Origin of the sequence: Salipiger sp. PrR003 (assembly GCF_010500785.1) — a bacterium.
Taxonomy (GTDB): Bacteria; Pseudomonadota; Alphaproteobacteria; order Rhodobacterales; family Rhodobacteraceae; genus Salipiger; species Salipiger pacificus_A.
In genome coordinates this window covers 68,152-92,652 of record NZ_JAAGOV010000024.1, presented here as the reverse complement: position 1 = coordinate 92,652, position 24,501 = coordinate 68,152, and the positions used below count along the sequence as shown (strand labels likewise).

Here is a 24,501-nt window from a genome sequence, read left to right as displayed (position 1 = left end):
GCGGTACGATGGCTCGCATCCTGTTTCTGCTCGACACGCAGGCCCGCCAGCGGCTCTGGCGGGTGCTTGCCGTGAGCATCGGCATGGGCCTTGCCGACATGGCCGCGGTGCTTTCGATCGCGCCCTTCCTGATGGTCGCGGCGAGCCCGCAGAACGCGCTCGGAAATCCCATGCTCGCCGGGCTGCGCGACGCGCTCGGCATTGGCGGAGAGACCGGTTTCCTGGTGCTGCTGGCGCTCGCCTCGCTGGGGATGCTGACCGCGGCCATCGTCTTTCGCATCTGGGGCTTCACCTACCTGCGCGGTTTCGTGCGTGGGCAGAGCGTCAGCCTCGCCTCGCGTCTGGTCTCACGCTACATGCGCGCGCCGCTCGACACCCGGCTTCGGCGGCATTCGGCGGAACTGGTCAGCAACATCCAGTCCGAGGTCGAGCGGGTGGTCAACGGCGTGATGATGAACGCGGTCCGACTGCTTACCGCGCTCAGCACCGCGCTGTCGCTGGCCGTGATGCTGGTGGTGGTCGAGCCGCGCGCCGCGCTGACCATGGGGCTGTTGCTGGGGCTCGGCTACGGCGCGATCTTCGCCGCCGTGCGCGGGCCGATGCGCCGGGTCGGCGACGCCCGCATGGGCGCCACGCGCGAGACCGCGCGGCTGCTCAGCGAGGCGCTCTCGGGCTCGCGAGAGGTAAAGCTCTATGGCATGGAGCGGAGCTATCTCGAACGCTTCGAAGAGGCCTTCCGCCGCCGCGCCGAGGCCACCACCACCGCCGATCTCTTGCGCGATATCCCCAAGTCGGTGCTCGAGGTGCTGACCTTCGGCACGATGATCCTCATCGTGATCTGGACCCTCGCCGAGCAGGGTGAGGGCAGCAGCGCCCTTCCGGTCGTCGCGCTTTATGCCTTTGCCGCGGCACGGCTTTTCCCGGCGCTCCAGCGCATCTACGCCTCGGCGGCAGCGCTGAGGGGCGATCTGCCGGCGGTGGACGAGCTGCATGCCGATCTCGCGGCGGTCGAGGGGGTGGACCTGTCGGATGCACTTGCGGTCGAGGGACTGCCGCTCGAAGAGGCGCTTGAGCTGCGCGGCGTCGGCTACGATTATCCCGACGGGCAGCGCCAGCTTATCCGCGACCTCGATCTCAGGGTGCCGGCGAAGCGCATCGTCGGCCTCGTCGGGGCCACCGGAGCGGGCAAGAGCACCATCCTCGACATGCTGACCGGGCTGATCCGTCCCGACAGCGGCGGGCTCTACGTGGATGGCACGAGGATCACCCCCGAAAACCTTGCCCGCTGGCGCCGCTCGGTGGCCTATGTGCCGCAGGACAGTTGCATGATCGAGGGCAGCATCGGCGACAACATCCGCTTTGGCTTCGCTCCCGGGACTGACGCTGCCGAGGCGCTGCGCCGGGCCGGGTGCTTCGCCGGGCTGGACGGTCTGATTGCCGAGCTGCCGCGGGGCTACGACACCCCGCTCGGAGAGCGGGGCCAGAGCCTGTCGGTCGGCCAGCGTCAGCGCATCGGCATCGCCCGGGCGATCTACCGCGACCCGGCCTTGCTTGTGCTCGACGAGTCGACCTCCGCGCTGGACACCATCAGCGAGGCCGAGCTGACCGCCGCCGTGCAGGCGCTGCGCGGGCGCACCACGGTGGTCATCGTGGCGCATCGGCTCAGCTCGGTGCGCCATTGCGACCTCATCTACCTGATCGGGGCGGGAAGGGTGCTTGAACAGGGCCGTTACGACGAGCTGACCGGGCGCGACTCGAAATTCCACGCCTTCCACCGGGCCGGCACATGAGCGCCGCGCTGGGTCTCGGGGCCAGTCAATCGCGGACACCGCTGCGGGTGGCGCTGGTCATCGGCAACCTCGAATGGGGCGGCACGCAGGAGCTGCTGGTCTACCTCGCCGAGCGCCAGCGGATCGAGGGGCTGGAGCTGCGGGTCTTTGTGCTGTCGGAGCCCGTCGACACCCCTTATGCCGCGCGGCTGGAGCGCGTCGGCGTGCCGGTCACCCATCTGCGGCGCGGCGCCGGGGGGCTGCCGGGGCTGGTGCACCGCCTTGCCACCGAGTTCCGCCGCTGCGGCGTGCAGCTGGCCCATGCCCACCTGCGGCTAGCCAATACCGTGGCGCCCCCCGCCGGCCGGTTGGCCGGGGTGCCGGTGCTGGGCGGGCTGCACCTGCCGCCGCCGGGGCCCGGTCGCCGGGCGCGGCTGCGTGGGCTGGCCGAGGCGCAGGCGCTGCGCCGCGCCGCCATCGGGGTCATCGCCTGTTCCGAGAGCGTGGCCAGCAGCAACCGCGCGCGGCTCGGCGGGCTCCCTCTTGCGACGCTGCCCAATCCCGCGCCGCCGCTGCCGGATCTATCCGAGATCGAGCGCCGTCGCGGCTCGGGCCGCGCGCCCGGCGATCCCGCGCGCTTTCTCGTCGTCGGCCGGCTGTCGCCGGAAAAGGACGTCGACACCGTGCTCCGGGCCGCCGCCCGACTTGCTCAGCGCGGCGTGCCCTTCGAGCTGGCGATCGCCGGCGAGGGCGCTTGCCGCGCCGCGCTGGAGCACTGCGCGCAGGCGCTTGCGCTGCGTGATCACGTACGCTTTCTCGGCGCCCGCGCCGATGTGCCCGAGCTGCTGAGCCGCCACGATGTCTACGTCAGCGCCTCGCGCGCCGAGGGCCTGTCGATTGCGCTTCTGGAGGCCATGAGCCACGCCTTGCCGGTCATCGCGACCCCGGCGGGCAGCGCCTTTGCGGTGGTTGACGGCAGCGTCGGGCGGCGGGTGCTGCAGGGCGATCCCGAGGCTCTGGCCCGCGCCATGACCGAGCTTGCCGGCGACCCGGTGCTGCGCGCCAAGCTCGGGCGGGCGGGGCGGGCCCGGGTGCTGCGCAGCTACCGGGTCGAGGATTGGAGCGCTGCGCTGCGCCGTCTCTACAGCAAGACCCTCGAAGGCGACTTCCCCGGCGAGACCCGCCCGGCGCCGCACCGCGCGGCTGCCCCCGCCGGTGAGGATTGAACACGACTCGCGAAAAAGACCCAACACGGAGGAGAGGACACCATGCCGAACGGCAACAAGATCGACAGGCGCGTCAAGTCGGCGCTGCAGGGCTCGCCGCTCTACGCGCCCGCCAAGGTGGTCAAGGAGAGCCTGCGCCGGGCCCATTTCTCCATGGCGCAGGTCAGCGACAAGCTGGTGCGCCCGGCCCCGCACGAGGTCTTCCTGAGCTTGACGTCTAACTGCAATCTTCGTTGTGGCGCATGCTGTTACGGAAGGGACTTCATGCACGGAACGCAGCTGCCCTGGGAGATCGGCGCGCAGCTCATCGACGATTGCAAGGAGCTTGGCATCGGCAATATCCGGCTCTATGGCGGCGAGCCGCTGCTGCACCGCGACCTCGACAAGTTCGTCGCCCGTATCCGCGATCGCGGCCTCAACATGTATGTCACCACCAATGGGCTGCTGCTCGACAAGAAGATCGACAAGCTGGTCGACGCGGGCCTGCGCAAGGTCTCGGTCGGGCTCTACGGTCTGGGACAGGACTACGACGACTACGTGCAGCGCCGTGGCTCTTTCGAGCTGGTCAAGACATCGCTGACCGAGACACGCCGCCGCTATGGCGCCGACAAGCTGCCGATGAGTCTCGACTGGCTGCTCATGCGCGGCACCGGCAAGCCGGAGACGGTGCGCGACACGCTGCAGTTCGCCCGCGATCTCGACATGCAGGTCTACATCAACCTGATCCACTACTCGCTGCCGTACTTCGTGAAAAAGGATGAGGCGGGCGACAACCAGCCCTTCTGGTTCGAGGAGGAGGACCGCCCGCTGCTCGACGAGCTTTGCGGCATCCTGCTCGAAGCCAAGAAGAAGGAGCCGGACCTCATCCGCAACACCGAGCGCGGCATCCGCTCGATCCCCGACTGGCTGATCCGCAAGGAGAAGATGCGTCTGCCCTGCACCAGTTACGACATGCTCTGGATTGGTCCCGACGGCACGGTGCAGCTTTGCTTCGTGACCTTCAAGATGGGCGATTTGCACAAGCAGCGGCTCACCGAGATGCTCTTTACCGAGAAACACAAGCGATTTTCCCGCGATGCCTTCAATCTCAACTGTCCGAACTGCAACTGCGGCTACGACAAGCGGGTCAACCTGCACCGGCCATCGCGGGCGCTCTACACGCCGAGCTAGAACAGGGGGACCTCCGGACTTGCGGCGGGCCCGGGCGCGTCCGCGGGCCGACGAGACGCGGGCCGGCGCGGACACTGGGAGAGGACACCGAGCGCGGAAACGGCGCGCGGCGCTCAGGGCCGCCTCACTTGGTCGCGGTGATCTGCGCCGTGTGCTTGTGCTGCGCCATTTCCAGCACCGGCGCGAGCCATCCCACCTCGTCCATGCGGCTGCTGAAGAACTCCGCCCCGGCCTGGGTGTGGTGGCCGTAGTCGGGGAAATACTTCTTCAGCGTGGCGCTGGCCGAATAACAGATCTCCTCGGTTTCCGAGCAGACATAGTCCATCCGGTCGAGCACGATCAGGCCGGGATACCTGGCCTTGAGCCGGTCGATCTCGGCATTGGCTTCGATCACCCGCGGCTCGGTCGCGCCGCTCTTGTAGAGCTGGTAATGCTCCCGGTTCGAGCGTGCGACGATGGTCGCGGGGTCGCTGATACCCTCGGCGAGCGCGGTGTGCACGTTCTTGTCGAAGACCGTCCACTTGCCGCCGAGATATCTCGGGAACTCGAAGATGTTCTTCACCACGATCACCCGCTTGCCGTCGTCGAGCGCGTGTTTCACCAGCCCGTCCAGCACCTGAAGATCGTTGCGCGAGTCCTTGAACCGGCTGACGATCATGACCGCATCCGCCTGCGCATAACTCCGCGCGCCGAAGAACTTGCTATGCGGCCCGAGCTCTCCGATTTGCGCGGTATAGCGGCCGGGTTGAATCCATTGCATGGCCTCCTTGCTGAAGAGGAGCATGTTGAAGACATCCTTGGAGTGCGAGTTGCCGACGAGCAGGAGCTTCAGCTTCCCGGTGTCGGCGCCGAACCAGTCGCGCTCCTGGTGGCCGTTGTCGCAACTCCCGAGACAGGCGAGGTCGTGGGCATAGCCGCTGAACGGCATCGCGCTGGCTTCGAGCAGCGCCATATTGTCGTTCTCGTAGTCCAGCAGGCTGATCTGCGTGCCCAGAACATTGAACTGGCCGCTGCGGTAATCGAGCGCGTCGTAGGTGTGGATGAAGAACCCCAGCGCGGCAAAGGTGGCGAGGCCGGTGGCGCTGATGCCGAAGAGCCTGAGCCGCCCGTACTGGCCCTTGCGCACCGGGATCTCGACGTATGTCCAGCTCAGCCAGGCGAGTCCGAGGGTCAGCGCGATCAGCCCGGCCATGATGACCCAGGACGGCTCCTCCAGCGAGTTGTGCCGGGCGAAGGCCATCAGCGGTTGATGCCAGAGGTAGGCGCTGTATGAGATGAGCCCGATGCCGACCATCCCCCGGGTGCTGAGCAGGCGCTGCACCAGCGTGCCGCCGGTGGCGAAGAGGATGATCAGCGCGGCGCCGACCGTTGGCATCAGGGTGATCAGGCTTGGTGTGGGCGTCTCGGCGTCGAAGCCGAAGACGGCCGCGCAGACCAGCGCCAACCCGAGCGCCGAGAGGGCGTTGCGCAGGCCGCCAGCCAGCGGCGGATGACCCGCGCGCAGGTAGACGGCGCAGAACGCGCCGAGGCACAGTTCCCAGGCGCGGGCGGGCAGCAGGAAGAAGGCTGACATCGGGTCGGTGCGCACCTGCCATTGTGCCAGCCCGAGGCTGAACACGAAGATGCCGACCAGCGTCGGCAGCACCGCCTTCTGCCCGAAGCGCCAGAGCAGCATCAGCAGCAGCGGGAAGAGGATGTAGAACTGTTCCTCGACCGCGAGGCTCCAGGTATGGAGCATCGGTTTCAGCTCGGCGGCTGTGTCGAAGTAATCCGCCTCCATCCAGAAAAGGATGTTCGACGAAAAGGTCGCGACCCCGAGAAGGCTGCGGACAAACTCGACGAAATCGCGTCCCTGCAGGACGAGCCAGCCCAGTCCGAGCGCGGTGAGGCTGACGAGGCAGAGCGCGGGGAGGATGCGCTTGGCACGGCGCTCGTAGAAGCGCAGCAGGCTGAATGTGCCCCGGCTCAACTCGTCGACGATGATGGTGGTGATCAGGTAGCCGCTGATCACGAAGAAGATGTCGACCCCCACAAAGCCGCCACCAAACAGCTTCGATCCGGCATGGAAGAGAATGACGGGGAGGACCGCGACCGTGCGCAGCCCATCGATTTCGGCGCGGTACTTCATCCGGAGCAATCCGATCGACGTCAGAAAAATGAAGAAGTTGCGAAATAATAGCCGGTAAAACGCTGGAAAAAGGATCAATTCGGCAAATCGCCGAGCCGCTCACATCTGTCAATTTACCGCTAATAGACCGCAACCAAAACGATTACCTAGGCGCAGAGATGCAATCCCGGGTTTAGGTCGGCCTTTTCGGCCAAGAATGGCTCATGCGCGACCAAAGTCGCGGCATTCTTTCCAGGCTTGCAAGTTTTACGGGCGCTACTTGTCTTGCCGCTGGGGGCGTCGCGGTTGCGCGGCGCCGGTGACCCCCTCCCAGAAGGCATCGGCGCGCTTTTCGAAGGTGGCTGCCTCGCGCGCGTCGCTCTGGTAGAACGCGCCGCGGTGGATGCCGGGGGCATAGACCTGTTCAACCCAACCGCGCGGGTCGTCGTGCGGGAAGAGATAGCCGACGTGACCCAGCTTCTCGGCGCCCTTGTAGTGCGCGTCGCGCAGGTGCAGCGGCACCGGGGCGGGCGGCTGGCTGGCGACATGGCCGAGCGCCGCGCCGATGCCTCGGGTGACCGATCCCGACTTCGGCGCCCGCGCCACGTGCAGCGCCGCATGGGCGAGGATGATCTGGCTTTCCGGGTAGCCGATCTTCTCGACCGCCTGCGAGGCGGCGACGGCGGTCTGCAGGGCGGTGTTGTCGGCCAGCCCTACGTCCTCGGAGGCGTGGATCATGATGCGCCGCGCGATATAGCGCGGGTCTTCGCCAGCGTGGATCAGCCGGGCGAGCCAGTAGAGCGTCGCGTCCGGATCCGAGCCGCGCATGGATTTCACGAAGGCCGAGACAACGTCGTAATGCTGGTCCCCGGAGCGGTCGTGGTTGATCGCCGCCGAGGCATAGGCTTCTTCGAGCATCGCCTCGGTGATGGCGATCGCGTTGCCGTCCTGTCCGACGCCATGGCCGATGGCAAGGCTTTCCAGCGTGGTCAGCGCGCGGCGCGCGTCGCCGCCCGAGCGGCCGGCGATCAGCCGGACCTGCTCGGGGGTCATGGTCACCTCGAGACCCTGTGCCGCCAGATGCGCGATGCCGCGGCGCACGACCACCTCCATGTCCTCAATGCTCATCGGCTCGAGCTTGAGGATGGTCGAGCGCGAGACCAGCGCGGGCGGCAGCGCGTGGTAGGGGTTGCCGGTGGTGGCGCCGACGAAATCGGCGGTGCCTTCCTCGCAGATCGACAAGAGGTCGTCGGCCTGCGTGGCCGAGAAGCGGTGCACCTCGTCGACGAAGATCAGCAGCGGGCGGATGCGGGCCTCGTCAGCGATCTTGCGCAGTTCCTTGACGCCGTCGCGGGTGGCGTGCAGCGGGCGGAACTCCTTGCCCAGCATGTTGCCCACGGCGCGGGCAATGGTGGTCTTGCCGATGCCCGGCGGGCCGTAGAGGATGATGCTCCCCAGCGCCTTTGCGGCGATCCGCCGGCGCAGGATGGAGCCCGGGGCGGTGATCGCCTGTTGGCCGATCACGTCGTCCAACGTCTCGGGCCGCAGCGCGGCGGCGAGGGGCACGTGGCCCTTGAGGGGCGCGGCGTCGAAGAGATCGCTCATGAGGGGGCCTGTGGTTTTGGCGTTGCCCAATGCGCTAGCAGATCGCAGGGGGGCGGGCAAATCCCTGACGGCAAGCGCGCTGATCGGTACATCAATCTTTCTTCTACCGGCTGGTCACGGCCGCAGGGCCTGCTAGACATTTCCGCAACTTGACCGCCTGCCGAGGGTGCAGCGGCAAGACCACAGGTAGGAGCCCCGCATGAGTGAGTACGTCTTTCCCCCGCAGCCCCAGCCCTCGGTTGCCGTCGCCGGCAGCGAGGCCCGCTTCCCGCTGCGCCGCATCTTCTGCGTCGGTCGCAACTATGCCGAGCACGCGCGCGAGATGGGCCACGATCCCGACCGCGAGCCACCGTTCTTCTTCGACAAACCGATCGACACCATCGCCGAGGAAGGCGATGCGATCCCGTACCCGCCCGCAACCGCCGACCTGCACCACGAGGGTGAGCTGGTGGTGGCGCTCGGCAAGGGCGGCGTCGATATTCCCGAGGATGCGGCGCTGGACTGTGTCTGGGGCTATGCTGCCGGGATCGACCTGACGCGCCGCGACGTACAGGCCGACGCCAAGAAGAAGGGGCGGCCCTGGACCATGGCGAAGGGCTTCGATTTCTCGGCGGTCTGCGGCCCGGTGCATCCGGTGGCCGAAACGGGTCATCTCGATAAGGGCGGCTTGCGGCTGAGCGTGAACGGCGGAGAGCGGCAGAACGGCGATCTTGCGGACATGATCTGGTCGGTGCCCGAGGTGATTTCCTACCTGTCCGGGCTGGTCGAGCTGAAGGCCGGCGATTTGATCTACACCGGCACGCCCGCCGGGGTCAGTGCGCTGGAGCGCGGTGACACCTGTCTGGTCGAGATCGACGGCCTCGCGCCGCTGAGCATCAGCATCGGCTGAGCTGGACGTGCAGAGGCGCGGCTCATGGCCGCGCCTTTGTCGTTTTTGGACTTTTTCTTTTCAGCACAAGGACTTCGGAATCACTATTCCCAGTCGCCGGAAAACCCCTTGGGGATCATGAGGATATCGCGGTCCACCGTGTTGATGTCAGTGCGCCCGCAGAGCGCCATCGACACGTCGAGCTCCTTGTGGATCACCTCGAGCGCGCGGGTCACGCCCGCCTCGCCCATGGCACCGAGCCCGTAGATATAGGCGCGGCCGATCCAGCAGCCCTTCGCGCCCATGGCAACGGCCTTCAGCACGTCCTGGCCCGAGCGCACGCCGCTGTCGAGATGGACCTCGATCTTGTCACCCACCGCGTCCATGATCGGCGCCAGCGCGCGGATCGAGCTCAGCGCGCCGTCGAGCTGCCGCCCGCCGTGGTTCGACACCACGATGGCATCGGCGCCGACGTTGCAGGCCTCCAAAGCGTCGCGCGGGTCGATGATGCCCTTGATGATCAGCGGGCCGTCCCACATCTTGCGGAACTCGCGGATGCGGTCCCAGTCGAGCGCCTGGTCGAAGCTCTGCGCGGTCCATGTGGTCAGCGAGGAGGGATCCGTGACGCCCTTGGCATGGCCGACGATATTGCCGAAGAACCGCCGCTTTGTCTGCAGCATCTCGAGGCCCCACGGCACTTTGGTCATCATGTTGGCGACCGATGTCGGGGTCAGCTTGGGCGGGGCCGAAAGGCCGTTCTTCAGATCCTTGTGACGCTGTCCGAGCATCTGCAGATCGACCGTGATCACCGCCGCCGAGCACTTGGCGTCCTTGGCCCGGTCGAAGAGCCGCTTCATGTAGTCGTCGTCCTTGAGCGTGTAGACCTGCATCCAGAACGGCTTCGAGGTGTTCTCGGCCACATCCTCGATCGAGCAGATCGACATGGTCGACAGGCAATAAGGCACGCCGAACTTCTCGGCCGCCTTTGCCGCCTTGATCTCGCCGTCGGCGTTCTGCATCCCGGTCATGCCCACCGGCGCGAGCGCCACCGGCATCGCCACGTCCTGGCCGATCATCTGCGTCGCGGTGCTGCGCCCGGTCATGTCGATGGCGACGCGCTGGCGCAGGTAGAGCTTGTCGAAATCCGAGCTGTTCTCGCGGAAGGTCTGCTCGGTCCAGCTGCCCGACTCGCAGTAGTCGTAGAACATCTTCGGCACCCGGCGCTTGTAGAGGCGCTTGAGGTCTTCGATCTCGGTGATCACGGGCATGGGCCGGAGTTCCTCCTTGGACTGGTCAGGTTTCCTTACCGCTTCCGGGGTGTTCGCGCAATAATCCGCGCTTGAATCTCGTCTGCCCAGACAGTCTAGTGCGCGCGAGCAGTTCGGAGGTACCATGCAAGACATTCTCTGGGGCGTCGGCGGCGGCATGGTCGCGGCGCTGGCGACCACGGTCGGCGCGATCCCGGCGCTGATCGGGCGGAAGATGACCCAGGCCACGTCGGACATGATGCTGGGCTTCGCCGCGGGGGTGATGCTCTCGGCTTCGTATTTCTCGCTGATCATTCCGGGCATCGAGGTGGGGCAGGAGCAGACCGGCTCGGTCTGGATCGCCGCCGCCATTGCCGCCTTTGGCATCGCTTTTGGCTCGGGCTTCGTCGCCTGGCTCAACCACGCGATCCCGCACGAGCACTTCAAGACCGGCCCGGAGGGCGGGGCGGATCAGGCGACTTTTGCACGGATCTGGCTCTTCGTGCTGGCGATCTCGATCCACAACTTTCCCGAGGGACTGTCGATCGGCGTCGCCTACGGGCTGGACCGGGCCAACGGGCTTTCGGTGATGACCGGCATCTCGTTGCAGGACATGCCCGAGGGGCTGGCCGTCGCCGTCGCGCTGGTGGGTCTCGGGTACTCGCGGAGGCGGGCGCTCTTCTACACGGCACTTACCGGCATGGTCGAACCGGTCGGGGCGTTGCTGGGGGTGGTCGCGGTGTCGGTCAGTTCGGTGCTGCTGCCCTGGGGGCTGACCTTTGCCGCCGGCGCGATGCTCTACATCATCAGCCACGAGATCGTCCCCGAGACGCATCGCAATGGCCATCAGAAGCGCGCGACGACGGGGCTGATCTTTGGGCTTATCCTGATGATGTTCCTCGACGTGACGCTGGGGTGACTGGCCCGGCGCTCGCTCTTGCGTGAAAGGGCGCGCCGTGCCACTGGACCTCGCGCGCCGGCGGGAATAGGGTCCGCGCAACTTTCGCAGGAGACACGACGATGGCAACGGGCAAGAACATCCGCACCTATTTCCAGGGCACCTGGCACGACGGCGACGTGATGATCATGCGCGGCGCCGACCACGCGGCCTGGCTCGGCAGCTCGGTCTTCGACGGCGCGCGCTACGTGAACGGCATCGCGCCCGACCTTTACGCCCATTGCGCCCGGGTGAACCGCTCGGCCACATCGCTGATGCTGACGCCTTTCATATCCACCGAGGAGATGGTTCAGATCGTCTGGGAAGGGCTCTCCGCCTATCCCAAGGAGGCGGCCATCTACATCCGCCCGATGTACTGGGCAACGCAGGGCGACGCCACAGCCATCGTGCCGGGTGAGGAGGGAACCGCCTTTGCCATCTCGCTCGAGGAAATCCCCATGGCGCCCGAAGGCGCGGCGACCCACCTCGGACGCACCAAGTTCCGCCGCCCGGTGCTCGAGAGCTCGGTTTGCAATGCAAAGGCGGGCTGCCTCTATCCCAACAACGCCCGCATGCTGCGTGACGTGCGCGCGCGCGGCTTCGGCAACGCGCTGGTGGCCGACGCGCTCGGCAATGTGGCCGAGAGCGCCACGGCCAATGTCTTCATGGTCAAGGACGGTACGGTCTTCACCCCCGTCGCCAATGGCACCTTCCTGTCGGGCATCACCCGCGCGCGCCACATCAAGAACATGCGCGCCGATGGCATGGAAGTGCATGAGGCCGTGCTGTCCTTCGAGGATTTCGAGGGCGCCGACGAGGTCTTCTTGTCGGGCAACCTTCAGAAGGTGACGCCGGTCTCGGGCTTCGAGGACACCAGCTACCAGATCGGTCCCGTGACGCGCCGCGTGCGCGAACTCTACTGGGACTGGGCGCTGACCGAAGGCTGAGCGTTGCGCCGCGAGCCGCCGCTTCGCGCGACACGTCCCGACGCGCCGCAGCGGCCCGTGCTGCGCGCCGAGCGGCATTTTGACCCGGCGGTTGGCACGCGCGCGCCGCGCGTCGAGACTGGGCAGGGGCGGGCGGCGGACAACATCGCCGCGCCGCGTGGGACCCGGCGGCGGCTGGCGCGAGGCATCCGCGCCCTGCCGCTGCTGCTGAGCCTCGCGCTCGGGATCTGGGCGCTGACCACCAACCCCTTTGCGCAGCCTTTCCTTTCGGCCAGCGAGGCCGAGGTGCGCCGCGCGCTCGATATGGCGCTGGCGCAGACGCTGACGCCGGATCGGCTCGCGCAGGAGATCGGCGCCGCGCTGGAGGCAGAGGATCTCGACCGCATCGATATGCTGCTGCCGGTGGCGGCGCGGGTCGGCGTCTCGCCCGATGTGGAGCAGGCCGAACTGATCGCCGCGCTGCGCGACGAAAAGGACAGCGTCTGGGGCAAGGTCGAGGCCTGCGGCATCTGCGCTGCCGACATCGCCAATTGCCCGTCGCTGCAGATGCTGGCCTATTGCGGCATCCCGCTGGAGCTGACCCCGATCGGGGATCTCAACGCGCTGCGCCGCGCCGGGGGCAACTATTTCAGCGGCGCCGATGTGGATGAGGTCGAGGTGACGCTTGCCGCGGTCGGCCTCGCCGCAACCGGCACGCTGGCGCTGACGGGGGGCACCTCGGCCACGGTGAAGGCCGGGGCCACGGCGCTGCGCATGGGCCGGAGGCTGCGCACGCTGACGCCCTCCTTCCTCGACGAGTTGGCGCGGCTGGCCGATCCCGCGATGCTGCGGCGGCTGGTCTCGGGCGCCGGGGAGGCCGCCGACACCGCGCGGCTGGCGCGGGCCGAGACGGTGGCGGGCGACGTGAGCCGGGTGGTGCGCAACAGCTCGATGACCGACGGTGTGCTGCTCCTGCGCCACGTCGACAGCGCCGAGGATGCGGCGCGGCTGGCGCGGGTGTCGGACGTCGCGGGTTCGGAAACGCGCGGGGTGATGGAGGTGTTGGGCAAATCGCGGACCTTCCGCACGCTGGTGCGGCTTTCGGACCATGCCTTTGCCGCGGCGGCGCTGCTCTGGCTGGCCTTTGCGCAGGCCCTGACGGCGCTTGGCGGCTGGCTCGGCACGCGGATGCTGCGCCCGGCGGCGCGCGGCGTGGCGGCGCATCTCGAGCGCTGAATTCCGACGGTTCCAAAAGGGCGTTGCCTGCATCCTGCCCCTGCGCCATGATCGCCACGAAGGAGACCAAGGGATGCGCAAGTTTCTCGTCGTGCTGGATGACAGCCGCGAATGCCTCAACGCCATGCGGTTCGCCGCCATGCGGGCGGCCAAGACCGGAGGAGGGGTGGCGATCCTGTCGGTGATCGCGCCGGATGAATTCAACCATTGGATCGGGGTCGGCGACATCATGCGCGAAGAGGCCCGTGAACGGATCGAGGCGCACTACGAGGTCTTTGCCAAGTGGATGCGCGATCGGCAGGGAGTCGATCCCGAGCTGGTGATCCGCGAGGGCGACCCGGTGACCGAGATCCTCGGGCAGGTCAATGACGACCCCTCCATCGGCGTCCTGGTGCTGGGCGCGGCCGCCGACAAGAAGGGGCCGGGGCCGCTGGTCAGCTCGATGACCCGCAGTTCGGGCAGCCTGCCGATCCCGCTGACCATTGTGCCCGGAGACATGTCCAAGGAGCGCCTCGAGGCGATCACCTGAGGGCAGGGGCTCGGCGCCGCCTGAGCCGCCAATTTAGAACCATTCCAAAACTTGACGTTCGGGCGGTGGGGGCGCATATAGGTGTCAGCCCGGAGAAAGGTATCTCGCAGATGTTCATCCAGACAGAATCCACCCCGAACCCCGCGACGCTGAAGTTCCTGCCGGGCCAGACCGTGCTCGACGCCGGCACCGCGGATTTCCCCAGCCCCGAGGGTGCCGAAACCTCGCCGCTCGCCAAGCGCCTTTTCGGCGTGAACGGCGTCACCGGCGTGTTCTTCGGCAACGACTTCGTCACGGTGACGAAGGACGAGGCGGCTGACTGGGACCACGTGAAGCCCGCCGTCCTTGGCGCGATCATGGAGCACTTCCAGTCCGGCGAGCCGGTGATGGCAGGCGAGGCGCGGTCCTCGGGCCACAAGGAGTTCACCGGCGAGGATGCCGAGATCGTCGGCCAGATCAAGGAACTGCTCGACAGCCGCGTGCGCCCGGCCGTGGCGCAGGATGGCGGCGACATCACCTTCCACGGCTTCGACCGCGGCGTAGTCTACCTGCATATGCAGGGCGCCTGCGCGGGCTGCCCCTCCTCGACGCTCACCCTGAAGATGGGCATCGAGAACCTGCTGCGCCACTACATTCCCGAGGTCACCGAGGTGCGCCCGGTCGCCGTCTGAGCGATCGGCTCCCTCGATGAGTGATCTTTTGATCCTTGCCTTCGACACATCGGCCGCGCATTGCGCGGCCGCTTTGCTGCGTGGCGATGCGGTGCTTGCCGCCCGCGCCGAGGAGATGGGTCGGGGGCAGGCTGAACGCCTGATGCCATTGCTCGAGGAAATGCTGGGCGAGGGCGGTGCCACCTGGGGCGATCTCGACCGCATCGCCGTGGGCATCGGGCCGGGCAATTTCACCGGCATCCGCATTTCCGTCTCGACCGCGCGCGGTCTGGCGCTGGGGCTGGGCAAGCCCGCCATGGGGATCAGCACCTTTGAGGCGATCCACCTCGATGCCCCCGACGCGCTGGCCGGCGTGCCCGCGCCGCGCGGGCAGATCTACGTGCAGCGCCATTGGGGGACGCCCGAACTGGTGCCCGCCGAGGGCACCGAGGCGGTGCTGCCGCCCGAGCCGCGCGAACTGGCGATCCGCATCGCCCGCGCCGCCGCGGTAAAGGAGCCGGGCCAGCGCCCTGCGCCGCTCTACATCCGCCCCGCCGACGCCGCGCCGTCGCGCGATGCGGCGCCGCGGCTGCTGGACTAAGCCGATGCGCCTTTCGGCCGAAGAGCTCGCCGCGCTTTCGGCGCGCGCCTACATCCATATGAAGCCGTGGAACGCGCCTGCCTTCGCGGGCACGCTGGAGCAGCCCGCGTCGCTGCTCGTGAGCGAGCCGGGTGGCTTTGTTCTGGGCCTCGTGGTGCTGGACGAGGCAGAGATTCTCGCTCTGGCCACCGACCCATCGCTGCAGCGGCAGGGTGTCGGACGGCGGCTGCTGGAGGCTTTCGAGGCCGAGGCCAGCACGAGAGGGGCGAAAACGGTGTTCCTTGAGGTCGCAGCGGCCAATTCTCCCGCGCAGCGGTTCTATTCTGCATGCGGCTACACGCTGACCGGGAGGCGGAAAGGCTATTATCGTCATGCGGATGGCACCCGTGACGACGCACTGCTCATGCGCCGGGCGCTGACCTGAGGTTACAAGACACGATGCGCCAACCCTGTGCGCAGACTTGCAAAAACCTGTTGACCCTCCGGTAGGGCGCGGGATTAATCGGGCATGATCTGCCACAGTGCAGTCCAATTCGCGGGACAGCTTAAAGACGCCCGCAATTCCAGACCCGGGAGCAAGACATGACGTTCATGAAATCCATCCTCGGCACCGCCGCGACGCTGGCCCTGACCGCCGGCGCCGCGCTGGCGGATCCGGCGCTGATCTACGATCTCGGCGGGAAGTTCGACAAGTCCTTCAACGAGGCGGCCTACAATGGCGCCGAGATCTACGCCAAGGAAACCGGCGGCTCCTACAAGGACATCGAACTGCAGTCCGAGGCACAGCGCGAGCAGGCGCTCCGGCGCTTCGCCGAGGCCGGGTTCAACCCGGTGGTGACCACCGGCTTCTCGATGTCCTCGCCGATCGCCTCGGTCGCCGCGGACTACCCGGACACCAAGTTCGTCACCATCGACGGCTATGTGGATCCGGCGGAGCACCCGAACGTGCTGTCGATCCTCTTCTCCGAACACGAGGGCTCGTACCTTGTCGGCATGCTGGCGGCGATGGCCTCCGAGTCCGGCACCGTCGGCTTCGTCGGCGGCATGGACATTCCGCTGATCCGCAAGTTCGCCTGCGGTTACGCCCAGGGGGCCAAGGCCGTCAGCGAAGACGTCACCGTGATCTCGAACATGACCGGCACCACCCCCGCCGCCTGGAACGACCCGGTGAAGGGCTCGGAGCTGACCAAGGCGCAGATCAGCCAGGGCGCCGACGTGATCTTCGCCGCCGCCGGCGGCACCGGTATCGGCGTGCTGCAGACCGCCGCGGACGAGGGCATCCTCTCGGTCGGCGTCGACAGCAACCAGAACTACCTGCACCCGGGCAAGGTGCTGACCTCGATGCTCAAGCGCGTCGACGTGGCCGTGGCCGAGGCGATGACCGCCGGCCCCGATCTCGAGACCGGCGTACAGGTGCTGGGCCTTGCCGAGAACGGCGTGGGTTACGCGCTCGACGAGAACAATGCCGAGCTGGTGACCGAAGAGATGAAGGCCGCAGTCGACGAGGCGCGCGAGAAGATCGTCGCCGGCGAGATCGAGGTTCACGACTACTCGGCGGATGACAGCTGCCCGGCTCTGAACTTCTGATCCGGACTTGACGAGCGGGGGGGCGGCTGCTGCCGTGTCCCCGTTTTCTCTTTCGTGTGGCCCGGTTCTTCGGTTACAGGAGGCCGGGCCGTACTTTCCAATGCCGCGAGGCTTCGCATGAACGACACCCCCGCCATCGAGCTGAAGGGCATTTCCAAGGCCTTCGGTCCCGTCCAGGCCAACAAGGACATCTCGATCCGCGTGATGCCCGGCACCATCCACGGCATCATCGGCGAGAACGGCGCAGGGAAATCGACGCTCATGTCGATCCTCTACGGCTTCTACAAGGCCGACGCCGGTGAGATCTGGGTCAACGGCGCCAAGAAAGACATCACCGACAGTCAGGCCGCGATCTCGGCGGGCATCGGCATGGTGTTTCAGCACTTCAAGCTGGTGCAGAACTTCACCGTGCTGGAGAACATCATCCTCGGCGCTGAGGATGGACCGATGCTGCGCCCCTCGCTGGCGCGCGCCCGCGGCGTTCTCAAGCAACTGGCCGAGGAATACGAGCTTTCGGTCGATCCCGACGAGCTGGTCGAGAACCTCTCGGTCGGCCACCAGCAGCGGGTCGAGATCCTGAAGGCGCTCTACCGGCAGGCCGACATCCTCATTCTGGACGAGCCCACCGGGGTGCTGACCCCGGCCGAGGCCGACCACCTGTTCCGGATCCTTGACCACCTGCGGGCCGAGGGCAAGACGGTGATCCTCATCACCCACAAGCTGCGCGAGATCATGGAGATCACCGACACGGTTTCGGTGATGCGGCGCGGCGAGATGACCGCGACGGTGAAGACCGCCGAGACCTCGCCCGAGCAGCTCGCCGAGTTGATGGTCGGGCGCAAGGTGCTGCTGCGTGTCGACAAGACCGCGGCGCAGCCGGGCGAGGTGCTGCTTGACGTGCAGAACCTGCGCCATGTGGACGACGCCGGAGTGGAGCGGCTCAAGGGCGTGTCGCTGCAGCTGCGCGCCGGCGAAGTCCTGGGCATCGCCGGGGTTGCCGGCAACGGCCAGTCGGAGCTGCTCGAGGTGCTGGGTGGCTACGCCGATGCCACCGGTACGGTCACCATGAAGGGCGTCTCGCTGCCGCTCTCGGGGACTGGCGCCGATGGCAGTGCCCGCCGCAAGGCTGGCATCGGCCACGTGCCGGAGGACCGCCAGGAAGAGGGGCTGATCATGCCCTACACCGCGTGGGAGAACACCGTCTTCGGCTACCATCGCGACCCGCACTACCAGGCGGGAATGCTGATGAACAACGCGCGCATCAAGGAAGAGGCGGCGGACAAGATGCAGCGCTACGACGTCCGTCCGCCCAATCCCAACCTCGCGGCGCGCAACTTCTCGGGCGGCAACCAGCAGAAGATCGTGCTGGCGCGCGAGATCGAGCGCGATCCCGACGTGCTGCTGATCGGCCAGCCCACGCGCGGCGTCGACATCGGCGCCATCGAGTTCATTCACCAGGAAATCATCCGCCTGCGCGACAAGGGCAAGGCGATCCTGCTGGTCTCGGTGGAGCTTGACGAGATCTTCTCGCTCTCGGATCGCATCGCGGTGATGTTCGACGGGCAGATCATGGGCGAGCGCCTGCCGGACCAGACCGATCAGACCGAGCTTGGCCTGCTGATGGCCGGTGTCACCGAAAAGCCCGAGGGCCGGGTGATCGACGCGGTCGACGCCTCGCTGCACGAAAAGGAAGCCCGCGAGGCCCAGCAGCATGACTGACCGCCCCCTTACATCTTTCCGAAAATACTATCGCCAGAGACAGACGCACCCGAAGGGCGCGCCTCTGGCGAGCATGAACGAGGTTCCGAATGGATAAGATGCCCGCCTGGGCCGACGCGGTGCTCGTGCCCCTGATCTCGATCCTGCTGGCGGCGATCCTGTCGGCGCTGGTGATCCTCGCCATCGGCGAGAACCCGATCGAGGCCTTCAAGCTTATGGTCGACGGCGCGCTGATGCGCAGCACCGGCTGGGGCTACACGCTTTATTACACCACCAATTTCATCTTCACCGGCCTCTGCGTCGCCGTTGCCTTCCACGCCAAGATGTTCAACATCGGCGGCGAGGGGCAGGCGATGGTCGGCGGTCTTGGCGTGGCGCTGGCTTGCCTCTTCATCCCGTTCCCGCACTGGTCGGTAGCGCTGATCGTGGCAACGCTGGCGGCGGCCGCCTTCGGCACGGCCTGGGCCTTCATCCCGGCCTGGCTGCAGGCCAAGCGCGGCAGCCACATCGTGATCACCACGATCATGTTCAACTTCATCGCCGCGGCACTGCTGAACTATGTGCTGGTCAACCTGCTGCGCCCCGTCGGCGCGATGGAGCCTGCGACGGCCAACTTCCCCGCCGCGACCCACCTGCCAACCTTCCAGGACATGTTCGCCTCCGAGGGCAACCCGCTGTTCCGGGGCTCGCCGGCCAACGTGACCTTCTTCCTCGCCGTTCTCGCCTGCGTCGCCTTCTGGTACCTGATCTGGCGTACCAAGCTGGGTTATGAAATTCGCGCCTTTGGTCATTCCGAGAGCGCTGCGCGCTATGCCGGTATTTCCCCGGTCCGCATCACCGTCATCGCCATGCTGATCTCCGGCGGGCTCGCGGGGATGATGGCGCTCAACACCACCATGGGCGAGGCCGAACGGCTGGTGCTCAACGCCACCGAGGGCGCGGGCTTCATCGGCATCGCCGTGGCGCTGATGGGCCGCTCGCACCCGGTCGGGGTCTTCCTCGCGGCGCTGCTCTTCGGCTTCCTCTATCAGGGCGGCGCGGAGCTGGCGCTCTGGACCAATATCCCGCGCGAGCTGATCACCGTGATCCAGGCGCTGGTGATCCTCTTCACCGGGGCGCTCGACAACATGGTGCGCCTGCCGCTCGAAAAACTCTTCCTCGCCACGCGCCGGAGGTCCTCGTGATGGATTACGCGACGCTTCTGCAGGTGCTCGACTCGACCGTGCGCCTTGCCACGCCGCTGCTGCTGGCCTGCCTCGCGGGTCTTTTCTCGGAACGCGCGGGCATCGTCGACATCGGGCTCGAGGGCAAGATGCTCGCCGCCGCCTTCTTCTCGGCGGCCATCGCCGCGGTCACCGGCTCGGTCTGGCTTGGCCTGCTGGCCGGCATCGCCGCCTCGATGGTCATGTCGGGCATCCACGGGCTGGCCTCGATCACCTTCCGTGGCAACCAGCTGATCTCGGGGGTGGCGATCAACTTCCTCGCCTCCGGCATCACCGTGCTGATCGCGCAGGACTGGTTCAGCCAGGGGGGCCGCACGCCGTCTTTGATGGGCGGCGGGCGCTTCGAGAGCATCACGTTGCCCTTCGCCGAGGCGCTGCGCGGCGTGCCGGTCATCGGTCCGCTCTACTACGAGCTGATCTCGGGCCATTCGATCCTCGTCTACGTCGCCTTCCTGATGGTGCCGCTGACCTGGTGGATCCTCTTCCGCACCCGGTTCGGTCTGCGCCTGCGCGCGGTCGGGGAGGCCCCCGAGGCGGTGGATACCGCGGGCGTCTCGGTGGTCGGGCTGCGCTTTACCGCGATCGCCATCTGTGGGCTGCTGACCGGCCTTGCGGGCGCCTATCTCGCCACTGGCCTGCAGGCGGGCTTCGTGCGCGAGATGACCGCGGGCCGCGGGTACATCGCGCTGGCCGCGCTGATCTTCGCCAAGTGGCGGCCGTGGTACGCGCTTTACGCCTGCCTGCTCTTCGGCCTGCTGCAGGCGGTGGCGCTGCGTTACCAGAACATCGATCTCGGCGGCTTCATCATCCCGGTGCAGGTCATGGACGCGCTGCCCTATATCCTGACCGTGGTGATCCTGGCCGGTTTCGTCGGCAAGGCGATCCCGCCGCGCGCCGGTGGCGAGCCCTACGTCAAGGAGCGCTGAGGCGCTCAGGCTGGGCGCCGCGCGATGCGGCGGCGCCCGGCCATGCGGTTTCTGCAAGCGATGAAGCTGGAAGGCCGGAACGCCGCCGGTCCGGATCACCGTTCCGGTGCCTCTCTTGTCGTTGACACCTATGCAGACCCTGCCCGAGACGGCGTCGCGGCGCCGGGGTTGTGGGAAAACCGCCGCGACGCGGCATAATGCGGCGGGTGTCACATCGCTGCCCGTTGCCAAATCACCCCCGCGCAAGCAAGGTCGGGCCATGCAGATCTACCTCCCCATCGCCGAGGTTTCGGTCAATGTCTTCCTGCTCTTCGGTCTGGGCGGGATCGTTGGCATCCTGTCGGGCATGTTCGGGGTCGGCGGAGGCTTCCTGATCACCCCGCTGCTGTTCTTCATGGGCATTCCGCCAGCGGTCGCCGTGGCCACCGGTGCGAACCAGATCGTGGCGAGTTCGATCTCGGGCGTTCTGGCGCATTTCAAGCGCAAGTCGGTGGATCTCCGGATGGGGCTGGTGCTGCTTGCGGGCGGCCTCGTCGGTGCGGCGCTGGGGGTTTGGATCTTCAACCTGCTCAAGGAACTGGGGCAGGTCGATCTTCTGGTCCGGCTTTGCTACGTGGTCTTCCTCGGCATCATCGGCGGGCTGATGTTCATCGAGAGCGTCAATGCCATCTTCAAGTCACGCAAGGGCGCGGCCCCGAAGCGCCGTCACCACGGCTGGGTGCACGGGCTGCCCTTCAAGATGCGCTTTCGCACTTCGGGGCTCTATATTTCGGCGATCCCGCCTGTGCTTGTGGGGCTCTCGGTGGGTGTGCTCGCGGCGATCATGGGCGTGGGCGGCGGCTTCATCATGGTGCCGGCGATGATCTACCTGCTTGGCATGCCGACTAAGGTCGTTGTGGGCACCTCGCTGTTCCAGATCATCTTCGTCAGCGCCTTTACCACCCTGTTGCATGCCACCACCAATTACACGGTCGACATCATGCTCGCACTGGTGCTGATCCTCGGCGGGGTCATCGGCGCACAGATCGGCACCGCCTTCGGCACCCGGCTGAAGGCCGAGCAGCTGCGCATCGCGCTGGCCTCGCTGGTGCTGCTGGTCTGCGGCAAGCTGGCGCTCGATCTGTTCATCACCCCCTCCGAGCTCTACGAGCTGGTGTCGCGATGAGGGCGCTCGTGGCCCTCCTGCTGCTGCTCGCCGCGCTGCCCGCACGTGCCGAGGAGGTTGTGATGGGGCTGAGCCAGTCGAACGTGTCGATCACAACCGACTTCGACGGCTCCGACATCCTCATTTTCGGCGCGGTGAAGCGCGAGGTGGCGATCCAGGCCGACCCTCCGCTGCAGGTGATCGTCACCGTCGAAGGCCCGCTCGAGCCGGTCACCGTCTGGCGCAAGGCGCGCAAGCTCGGCATCTGGGTCAACGCCGAGGCGGTCGACGTCGACAGTGCGCCGGGCTTTTACGCGGTCGCCACCTCGGCACCCTGGGCCGAGAGCATCTCGGCGGTGGAGGATTTGCGCCACAAGGTCTCGATCCCGCGCGCCATCCGCTCGGTCGGTGCGCCGATGGACATCATGGACAGCGAGGCGTTCACCGAGGCGCTGATCCGCGTGCGCGAAAGGCAGGGGCTCTACAGGGTCGAGGAGGAGAGCGTCGAGCTGCGCGAGTCGACGCTTTTCGACACCTCGATCTCGATGCCGGCGAACATCTCCGAGGGGCGCTACCTGACCCGGGTCTTCCTGACCCGCGCGGGCAAGGTCGTCTCGGTGCACGAGAGCGAGATCCAGGTCGGCAAGGTGGGTCTCGAGCGCTGGCTCTTCACCCTGTCGCGGCAGATGCCGCTGGTCTACGGTCTGTTGTCGCTGGCCATCGCGGCGCTCGCGGGCTGGGGCGCCTCGGCGCTGTTCCGGGCGATCCGGTCCGGATGAGCCGCCAGCCGCCCGGAACCCGCGCCGCCTATTGTGCCTTCTTTCCCATCGCCACGCGGTGGAAGGACATGGACGGCTACGGGCATCTCAACAACGCGGCTTACCTGTCGTATCTGGACACGGCGGTGACGCTCTGGCAGCTCGGGGCAGGCATGGAGATCTACCGGCCCGGCGGGCTCCGCTTTCTTGCGGCACAGAACGGCTGCACTTACCATGCCGAGGCGCGCTTCCCCGACGTGCTCCACGCCGGGGTGCGCTGCGGGCATCTGGGGCGCAGCTCGGCGCGGTTCGAGGTGGGGTTCTTTCGCAACGACGACGACCTGGCCTGCGCAGAGGGGTTCATCGTGCATGTGTCGGTGGACGGAAACACCCGACCCGAACCGATCCCCGACCGCTTCCGTCCGGTGATCGAGGCGATCATGCGCGGCGACTGAACCGGGGTCTCGGGCCGGAATGGCGCCGGCGTCAATCCCGGCACAAAGAAGGAGACACCGATGACGACGCTTCCCGTCGATCCTGAACGCTTCCTCGCGGATCTGCACATGCTGCGCTCCTTCGGCGCCAGCGGCACCGGCAAGGGCGTCTGCCGTCCGGCCTTTTCCGAGGCCGATCTTGCGGCGCGCGATTGGCTGGCCGGGCGCATGGAAGAGGCCGGCCTGCGCGCGCATTTCGACCCGGTCGGCTCGCTCTTCGGGCTGGTCGACGGGCCCTCGCTGCTGATCGGCTCGCATTCGGACAGCCAGGTCGAGGGTGGATGGCTCGACGGTGCGCTGGGGGTGATCGCGGGGCTCGAGGTGGCCCGCGCCGCACAGGAGGCGGGCGGCCCGCCGGTGTCCTGCGTGTCGTTCCAGGACGAGGAGGGGCGCTTTGGCGTCACCACCGGCAGCGCGATCTGGGGCGGCAACATCTCTCTGGCCGAGGCGGATGCGCTGAAGGCTCCGGACGGGACGACCCTTGCCGAGGCGCGCAAGAGGCTGGGCGCGCGCGCCGGGGCCTTCCTCGATCCCGACCGTTTTACGGGCTTTCTCGAAATGCACATCGAGCAGGGACCGGTGCTCGACACCGAGGGCGCCCGCCTTGGCGTGGTCGAGGCGATCGTTGGACTGCGCAACCTGACGATGACTCTGAAGGGTGCACAAAACCACGCGGGCACCACGCCGATGCGGCTGCGCAAGGATGCCTTCCAAGGGCTCGCAGCCTTTACCACCGCGCTCAACGAGCGTTTTCGCAACGTTGTGACCCCGGCGACGGTCTGGACGATCGGACATGTCGAGCTGCGCCCGAATGCTCACGCCATCGTGCCCGGAGAAGTGCGCTTCACCCTGCAATGGCGTGATGGCTCGGCGGAGCGGCTCGACCGGATGGAGGCCATTGCCCGCGAGACGGTAGAGGAGATCTGCGCCGAGCGTGGCCTCGGGCTGGAGGTGGCGCCGATGCTGAAGCTCGCGCCGGTCACCATGGACGCCCGCCTGCGCAAGGCTCTGGAACAGGGTGCCGAAGCGGCGGCGCCGGGTGGCTGGCAGAGGATGCCCTCGGGCGCGCTGCACGATGCCACGAACCTGTCGAACCTGATGCCCGTGGCGATGCTTTTCGTGCCCTCGATCGGCGGGATCAGCCATGATTTCGCCGAGGACACGGCGGAGGCCGACCTCGTCACCGGGCTGCGCGCATTGGCAGGCGCGGCAAGCACGCTCGGCTGAAGGCGGGAACCGGGGCGGGGCGGCGGCGTTTGTTCGGTGACAGACACCGGAGGACCCCGCCATGAAGGATGCCCCTATCGAGCCCAAGGCCATCACCGCCAGCCCGCAGCAACTCGATTTGCTGAACCACCTGCAGGCCCGCAGCATCGGCGCTCGCGGATGGTTCGAGGAAATGGTCGAGAAGTCCGACCCCGCGTTTCGTTTCGTTGCCGTCCGCTTCCACGGTCTGCACGTCGAGCAGGTCCAGCGCCTGACCTCGCTGATCACCGCTGTCGGCGGCGATGCCGACCCCTCTGACAACATGAGCGCCGCGCTGAAGCGTGCAGGCCTTTCGATGCGCGCAGTCTTCGGCGACATCGATGGCGACATGATGGACCGGATCCGCGCGTCCGAGGCAAAGGTGCTCGCCGGCTTTACAGAGGTGATCAAGGCCATGGAGCCTTCGCGCTACCGCGACGAGCTGGTTCAGATGCAGGCCGAGCTGCAGGATTTGCTGCAGGCGGTCCAAGGTGAAGAGCGCTCGCTTCCGGAAACTCCGAAGGAGGAATGACT

The 24,501-nt window shown here is 67.1% G+C and carries 23 protein-coding genes; 20 read left to right on the top strand and 3 right to left on the bottom strand.

Annotated features, from left to right (window positions below; all coding sequences use genetic code 11):
* Window positions 1-8: 8 nt before the first annotated feature.
* Genes G0D83_RS02535 through G0D83_RS02525 form a run of 3 tightly spaced genes read left to right on the top strand, consistent with a single transcriptional unit; the run spans window position 9 to window position 4,165 of the window.
* Window positions 9-1,790: an ABC transporter ATP-binding protein gene (locus G0D83_RS02535; RefSeq protein ID WP_164189212.1), complete on the top strand. Its 1,782-nt coding sequence runs from the start codon at window positions 9-11 to the stop codon at window positions 1,788-1,790.
* Window positions 1,787-2,995 carry a glycosyltransferase family 4 protein gene (locus G0D83_RS02530; protein WP_164189210.1) on the top strand — a complete coding sequence of 403 codons (1,209 nt, stop codon included), beginning with the start codon at window positions 1,787-1,789 and terminating at the stop codon, window positions 2,993-2,995. The genes G0D83_RS02535 and G0D83_RS02530 overlap by 4 nt, the downstream gene beginning before the upstream one ends.
* 42 nt (window positions 2,996-3,037) lie before the next feature.
* Window positions 3,038-4,165, top strand: coding sequence for a radical SAM protein (locus G0D83_RS02525; RefSeq protein WP_108969055.1), 1,128 nt, complete (start codon window positions 3,038-3,040; stop codon window positions 4,163-4,165).
* 124 nt (window positions 4,166-4,289) lie between these two features.
* Here G0D83_RS02525 and G0D83_RS02520 read toward each other — a convergent pair whose 3' ends face one another.
* Window positions 4,290-6,293: an acyltransferase family protein gene (locus G0D83_RS02520; protein ID WP_164189208.1), complete on the bottom strand. Its 2,004-nt coding sequence runs from the start codon at window positions 6,291-6,293 to the stop codon at window positions 4,290-4,292.
* A gap of 255 nt (window positions 6,294-6,548) precedes the next feature.
* Window positions 6,549-7,877, bottom strand: a complete 1,329-nt coding sequence (locus tag G0D83_RS02515) for a replication-associated recombination protein A (RefSeq protein ID WP_164189198.1) — start codon at window positions 7,875-7,877, stop codon at window positions 6,549-6,551.
* 199 nt (window positions 7,878-8,076) lie between these two features.
* On the opposite strand from G0D83_RS02515, the gene G0D83_RS02510 reads away from it, so the two are divergent.
* Window positions 8,077-8,766: a fumarylacetoacetate hydrolase family protein gene (locus G0D83_RS02510; RefSeq protein WP_164189196.1), complete on the top strand. Its 690-nt coding sequence runs from the start codon at window positions 8,077-8,079 to the stop codon at window positions 8,764-8,766.
* An 83-nt stretch (window positions 8,767-8,849) separates the two neighbouring features.
* Here G0D83_RS02510 and G0D83_RS02505 read toward each other — a convergent pair whose 3' ends face one another.
* Window positions 8,850-10,013 (bottom strand): alpha-hydroxy acid oxidase, encoded by a 1,164-nt coding sequence (locus G0D83_RS02505; protein ID WP_164189194.1) that lies wholly within the window; start codon window positions 10,011-10,013, stop codon window positions 8,850-8,852.
* A 124-nt stretch (window positions 10,014-10,137) separates the two neighbouring features.
* On the opposite strand from G0D83_RS02505, the gene G0D83_RS02500 reads away from it, so the two are divergent.
* The 16 genes from G0D83_RS02500 to G0D83_RS02425 all read left to right on the top strand — a co-directional run bounded on the left by G0D83_RS02500 (window position 10,138) and on the right by G0D83_RS02425 (window position 24,499).
* Complete coding sequence (locus tag G0D83_RS02500; protein ID WP_164189192.1) at window positions 10,138-10,911, top strand: ZIP family metal transporter; 774 nt, start codon at window positions 10,138-10,140, stop codon at window positions 10,909-10,911.
* Between the two features lie 101 nt (window positions 10,912-11,012).
* A complete protein-coding gene (locus G0D83_RS02495; protein WP_164189190.1) occupies window positions 11,013-11,876 on the top strand; it encodes a branched-chain amino acid aminotransferase in 864 nt (287 codons plus the stop codon).
* 3 nt (window positions 11,877-11,879) lie between these two features.
* Window positions 11,880-13,091 carry a hypothetical protein gene (locus G0D83_RS02490; protein ID WP_164189188.1) on the top strand — a complete coding sequence of 404 codons (1,212 nt, stop codon included), beginning with the start codon at window positions 11,880-11,882 and terminating at the stop codon, window positions 13,089-13,091.
* A gap of 73 nt (window positions 13,092-13,164) precedes the next feature.
* Window positions 13,165-13,620, top strand: a complete 456-nt coding sequence (locus G0D83_RS02485) for a universal stress protein (RefSeq protein WP_092419857.1) — start codon at window positions 13,165-13,167, stop codon at window positions 13,618-13,620.
* A 110-nt stretch (window positions 13,621-13,730) separates the two neighbouring features.
* Window positions 13,731-14,291, top strand: coding sequence for a NifU family protein (locus G0D83_RS02480; RefSeq protein WP_164189186.1), 561 nt, complete (start codon window positions 13,731-13,733; stop codon window positions 14,289-14,291).
* 16 nt (window positions 14,292-14,307) lie between these two features.
* Complete coding sequence (gene tsaB, locus G0D83_RS02475; RefSeq protein WP_164189184.1) at window positions 14,308-14,871, top strand: tRNA (adenosine(37)-N6)-threonylcarbamoyltransferase complex dimerization subunit type 1 TsaB; 564 nt, start codon at window positions 14,308-14,310, stop codon at window positions 14,869-14,871.
* Window positions 14,872-14,875: 4 nt separating this feature from the next.
* Window positions 14,876-15,295, top strand: coding sequence for a ribosomal protein S18-alanine N-acetyltransferase (gene rimI / locus G0D83_RS02470; protein ID WP_164189182.1), 420 nt, complete (start codon window positions 14,876-14,878; stop codon window positions 15,293-15,295).
* 158 nt (window positions 15,296-15,453) lie between these two features.
* Window positions 15,454-16,458: a BMP family protein gene (locus tag G0D83_RS02465; protein ID WP_108969073.1), complete on the top strand. Its 1,005-nt coding sequence runs from the start codon at window positions 15,454-15,456 to the stop codon at window positions 16,456-16,458.
* A gap of 117 nt (window positions 16,459-16,575) precedes the next feature.
* Entirely contained in the window at window positions 16,576-18,177 is a 1,602-nt protein-coding gene (locus G0D83_RS02460) for an ABC transporter ATP-binding protein (protein WP_164189180.1), read from the top strand.
* An 89-nt stretch (window positions 18,178-18,266) separates the two neighbouring features.
* Complete coding sequence (locus G0D83_RS02455; RefSeq protein WP_164189178.1) at window positions 18,267-19,361, top strand: ABC transporter permease; 1,095 nt, start codon at window positions 18,267-18,269, stop codon at window positions 19,359-19,361.
* Window positions 19,361-20,326 carry an ABC transporter permease gene (locus G0D83_RS02450; protein ID WP_164189176.1) on the top strand — a complete coding sequence of 322 codons (966 nt, stop codon included), beginning with the start codon at window positions 19,361-19,363 and terminating at the stop codon, window positions 20,324-20,326. Before G0D83_RS02455 ends, G0D83_RS02450 begins: the two co-directional genes overlap by 1 nt.
* A gap of 259 nt (window positions 20,327-20,585) precedes the next feature.
* The gene (locus G0D83_RS02445; protein ID WP_108969080.1) at window positions 20,586-21,491 is read left to right on the top strand and encodes a sulfite exporter TauE/SafE family protein; all 906 of its coding nucleotides are present in this window, start codon (window positions 20,586-20,588) and stop codon (window positions 21,489-21,491) included.
* Window positions 21,488-22,249 carry a TIGR02186 family protein gene (locus tag G0D83_RS02440; protein ID WP_108969082.1) on the top strand — a complete coding sequence of 254 codons (762 nt, stop codon included), beginning with the start codon at window positions 21,488-21,490 and terminating at the stop codon, window positions 22,247-22,249. The genes G0D83_RS02445 and G0D83_RS02440 overlap by 4 nt, the downstream gene beginning before the upstream one ends.
* The gene (locus G0D83_RS02435; protein WP_164189174.1) at window positions 22,246-22,683 is read left to right on the top strand and encodes a thioesterase family protein; all 438 of its coding nucleotides are present in this window, start codon (window positions 22,246-22,248) and stop codon (window positions 22,681-22,683) included. Before G0D83_RS02440 ends, G0D83_RS02435 begins: the two co-directional genes overlap by 4 nt.
* 60 nt (window positions 22,684-22,743) lie before the next feature.
* On the top strand, window positions 22,744-23,949 hold the full coding sequence (locus G0D83_RS02430; RefSeq protein ID WP_164189172.1) for a hydantoinase/carbamoylase family amidase: 1,206 nt from the start codon (window positions 22,744-22,746) through the stop codon (window positions 23,947-23,949).
* Window positions 23,950-24,010: 61 nt separating this feature from the next.
* Entirely contained in the window at window positions 24,011-24,499 is a 489-nt protein-coding gene (locus G0D83_RS02425) for a DUF2383 domain-containing protein (RefSeq protein WP_164189170.1), read from the top strand.
* Window positions 24,500-24,501: the final 2 nt, after the last annotated feature.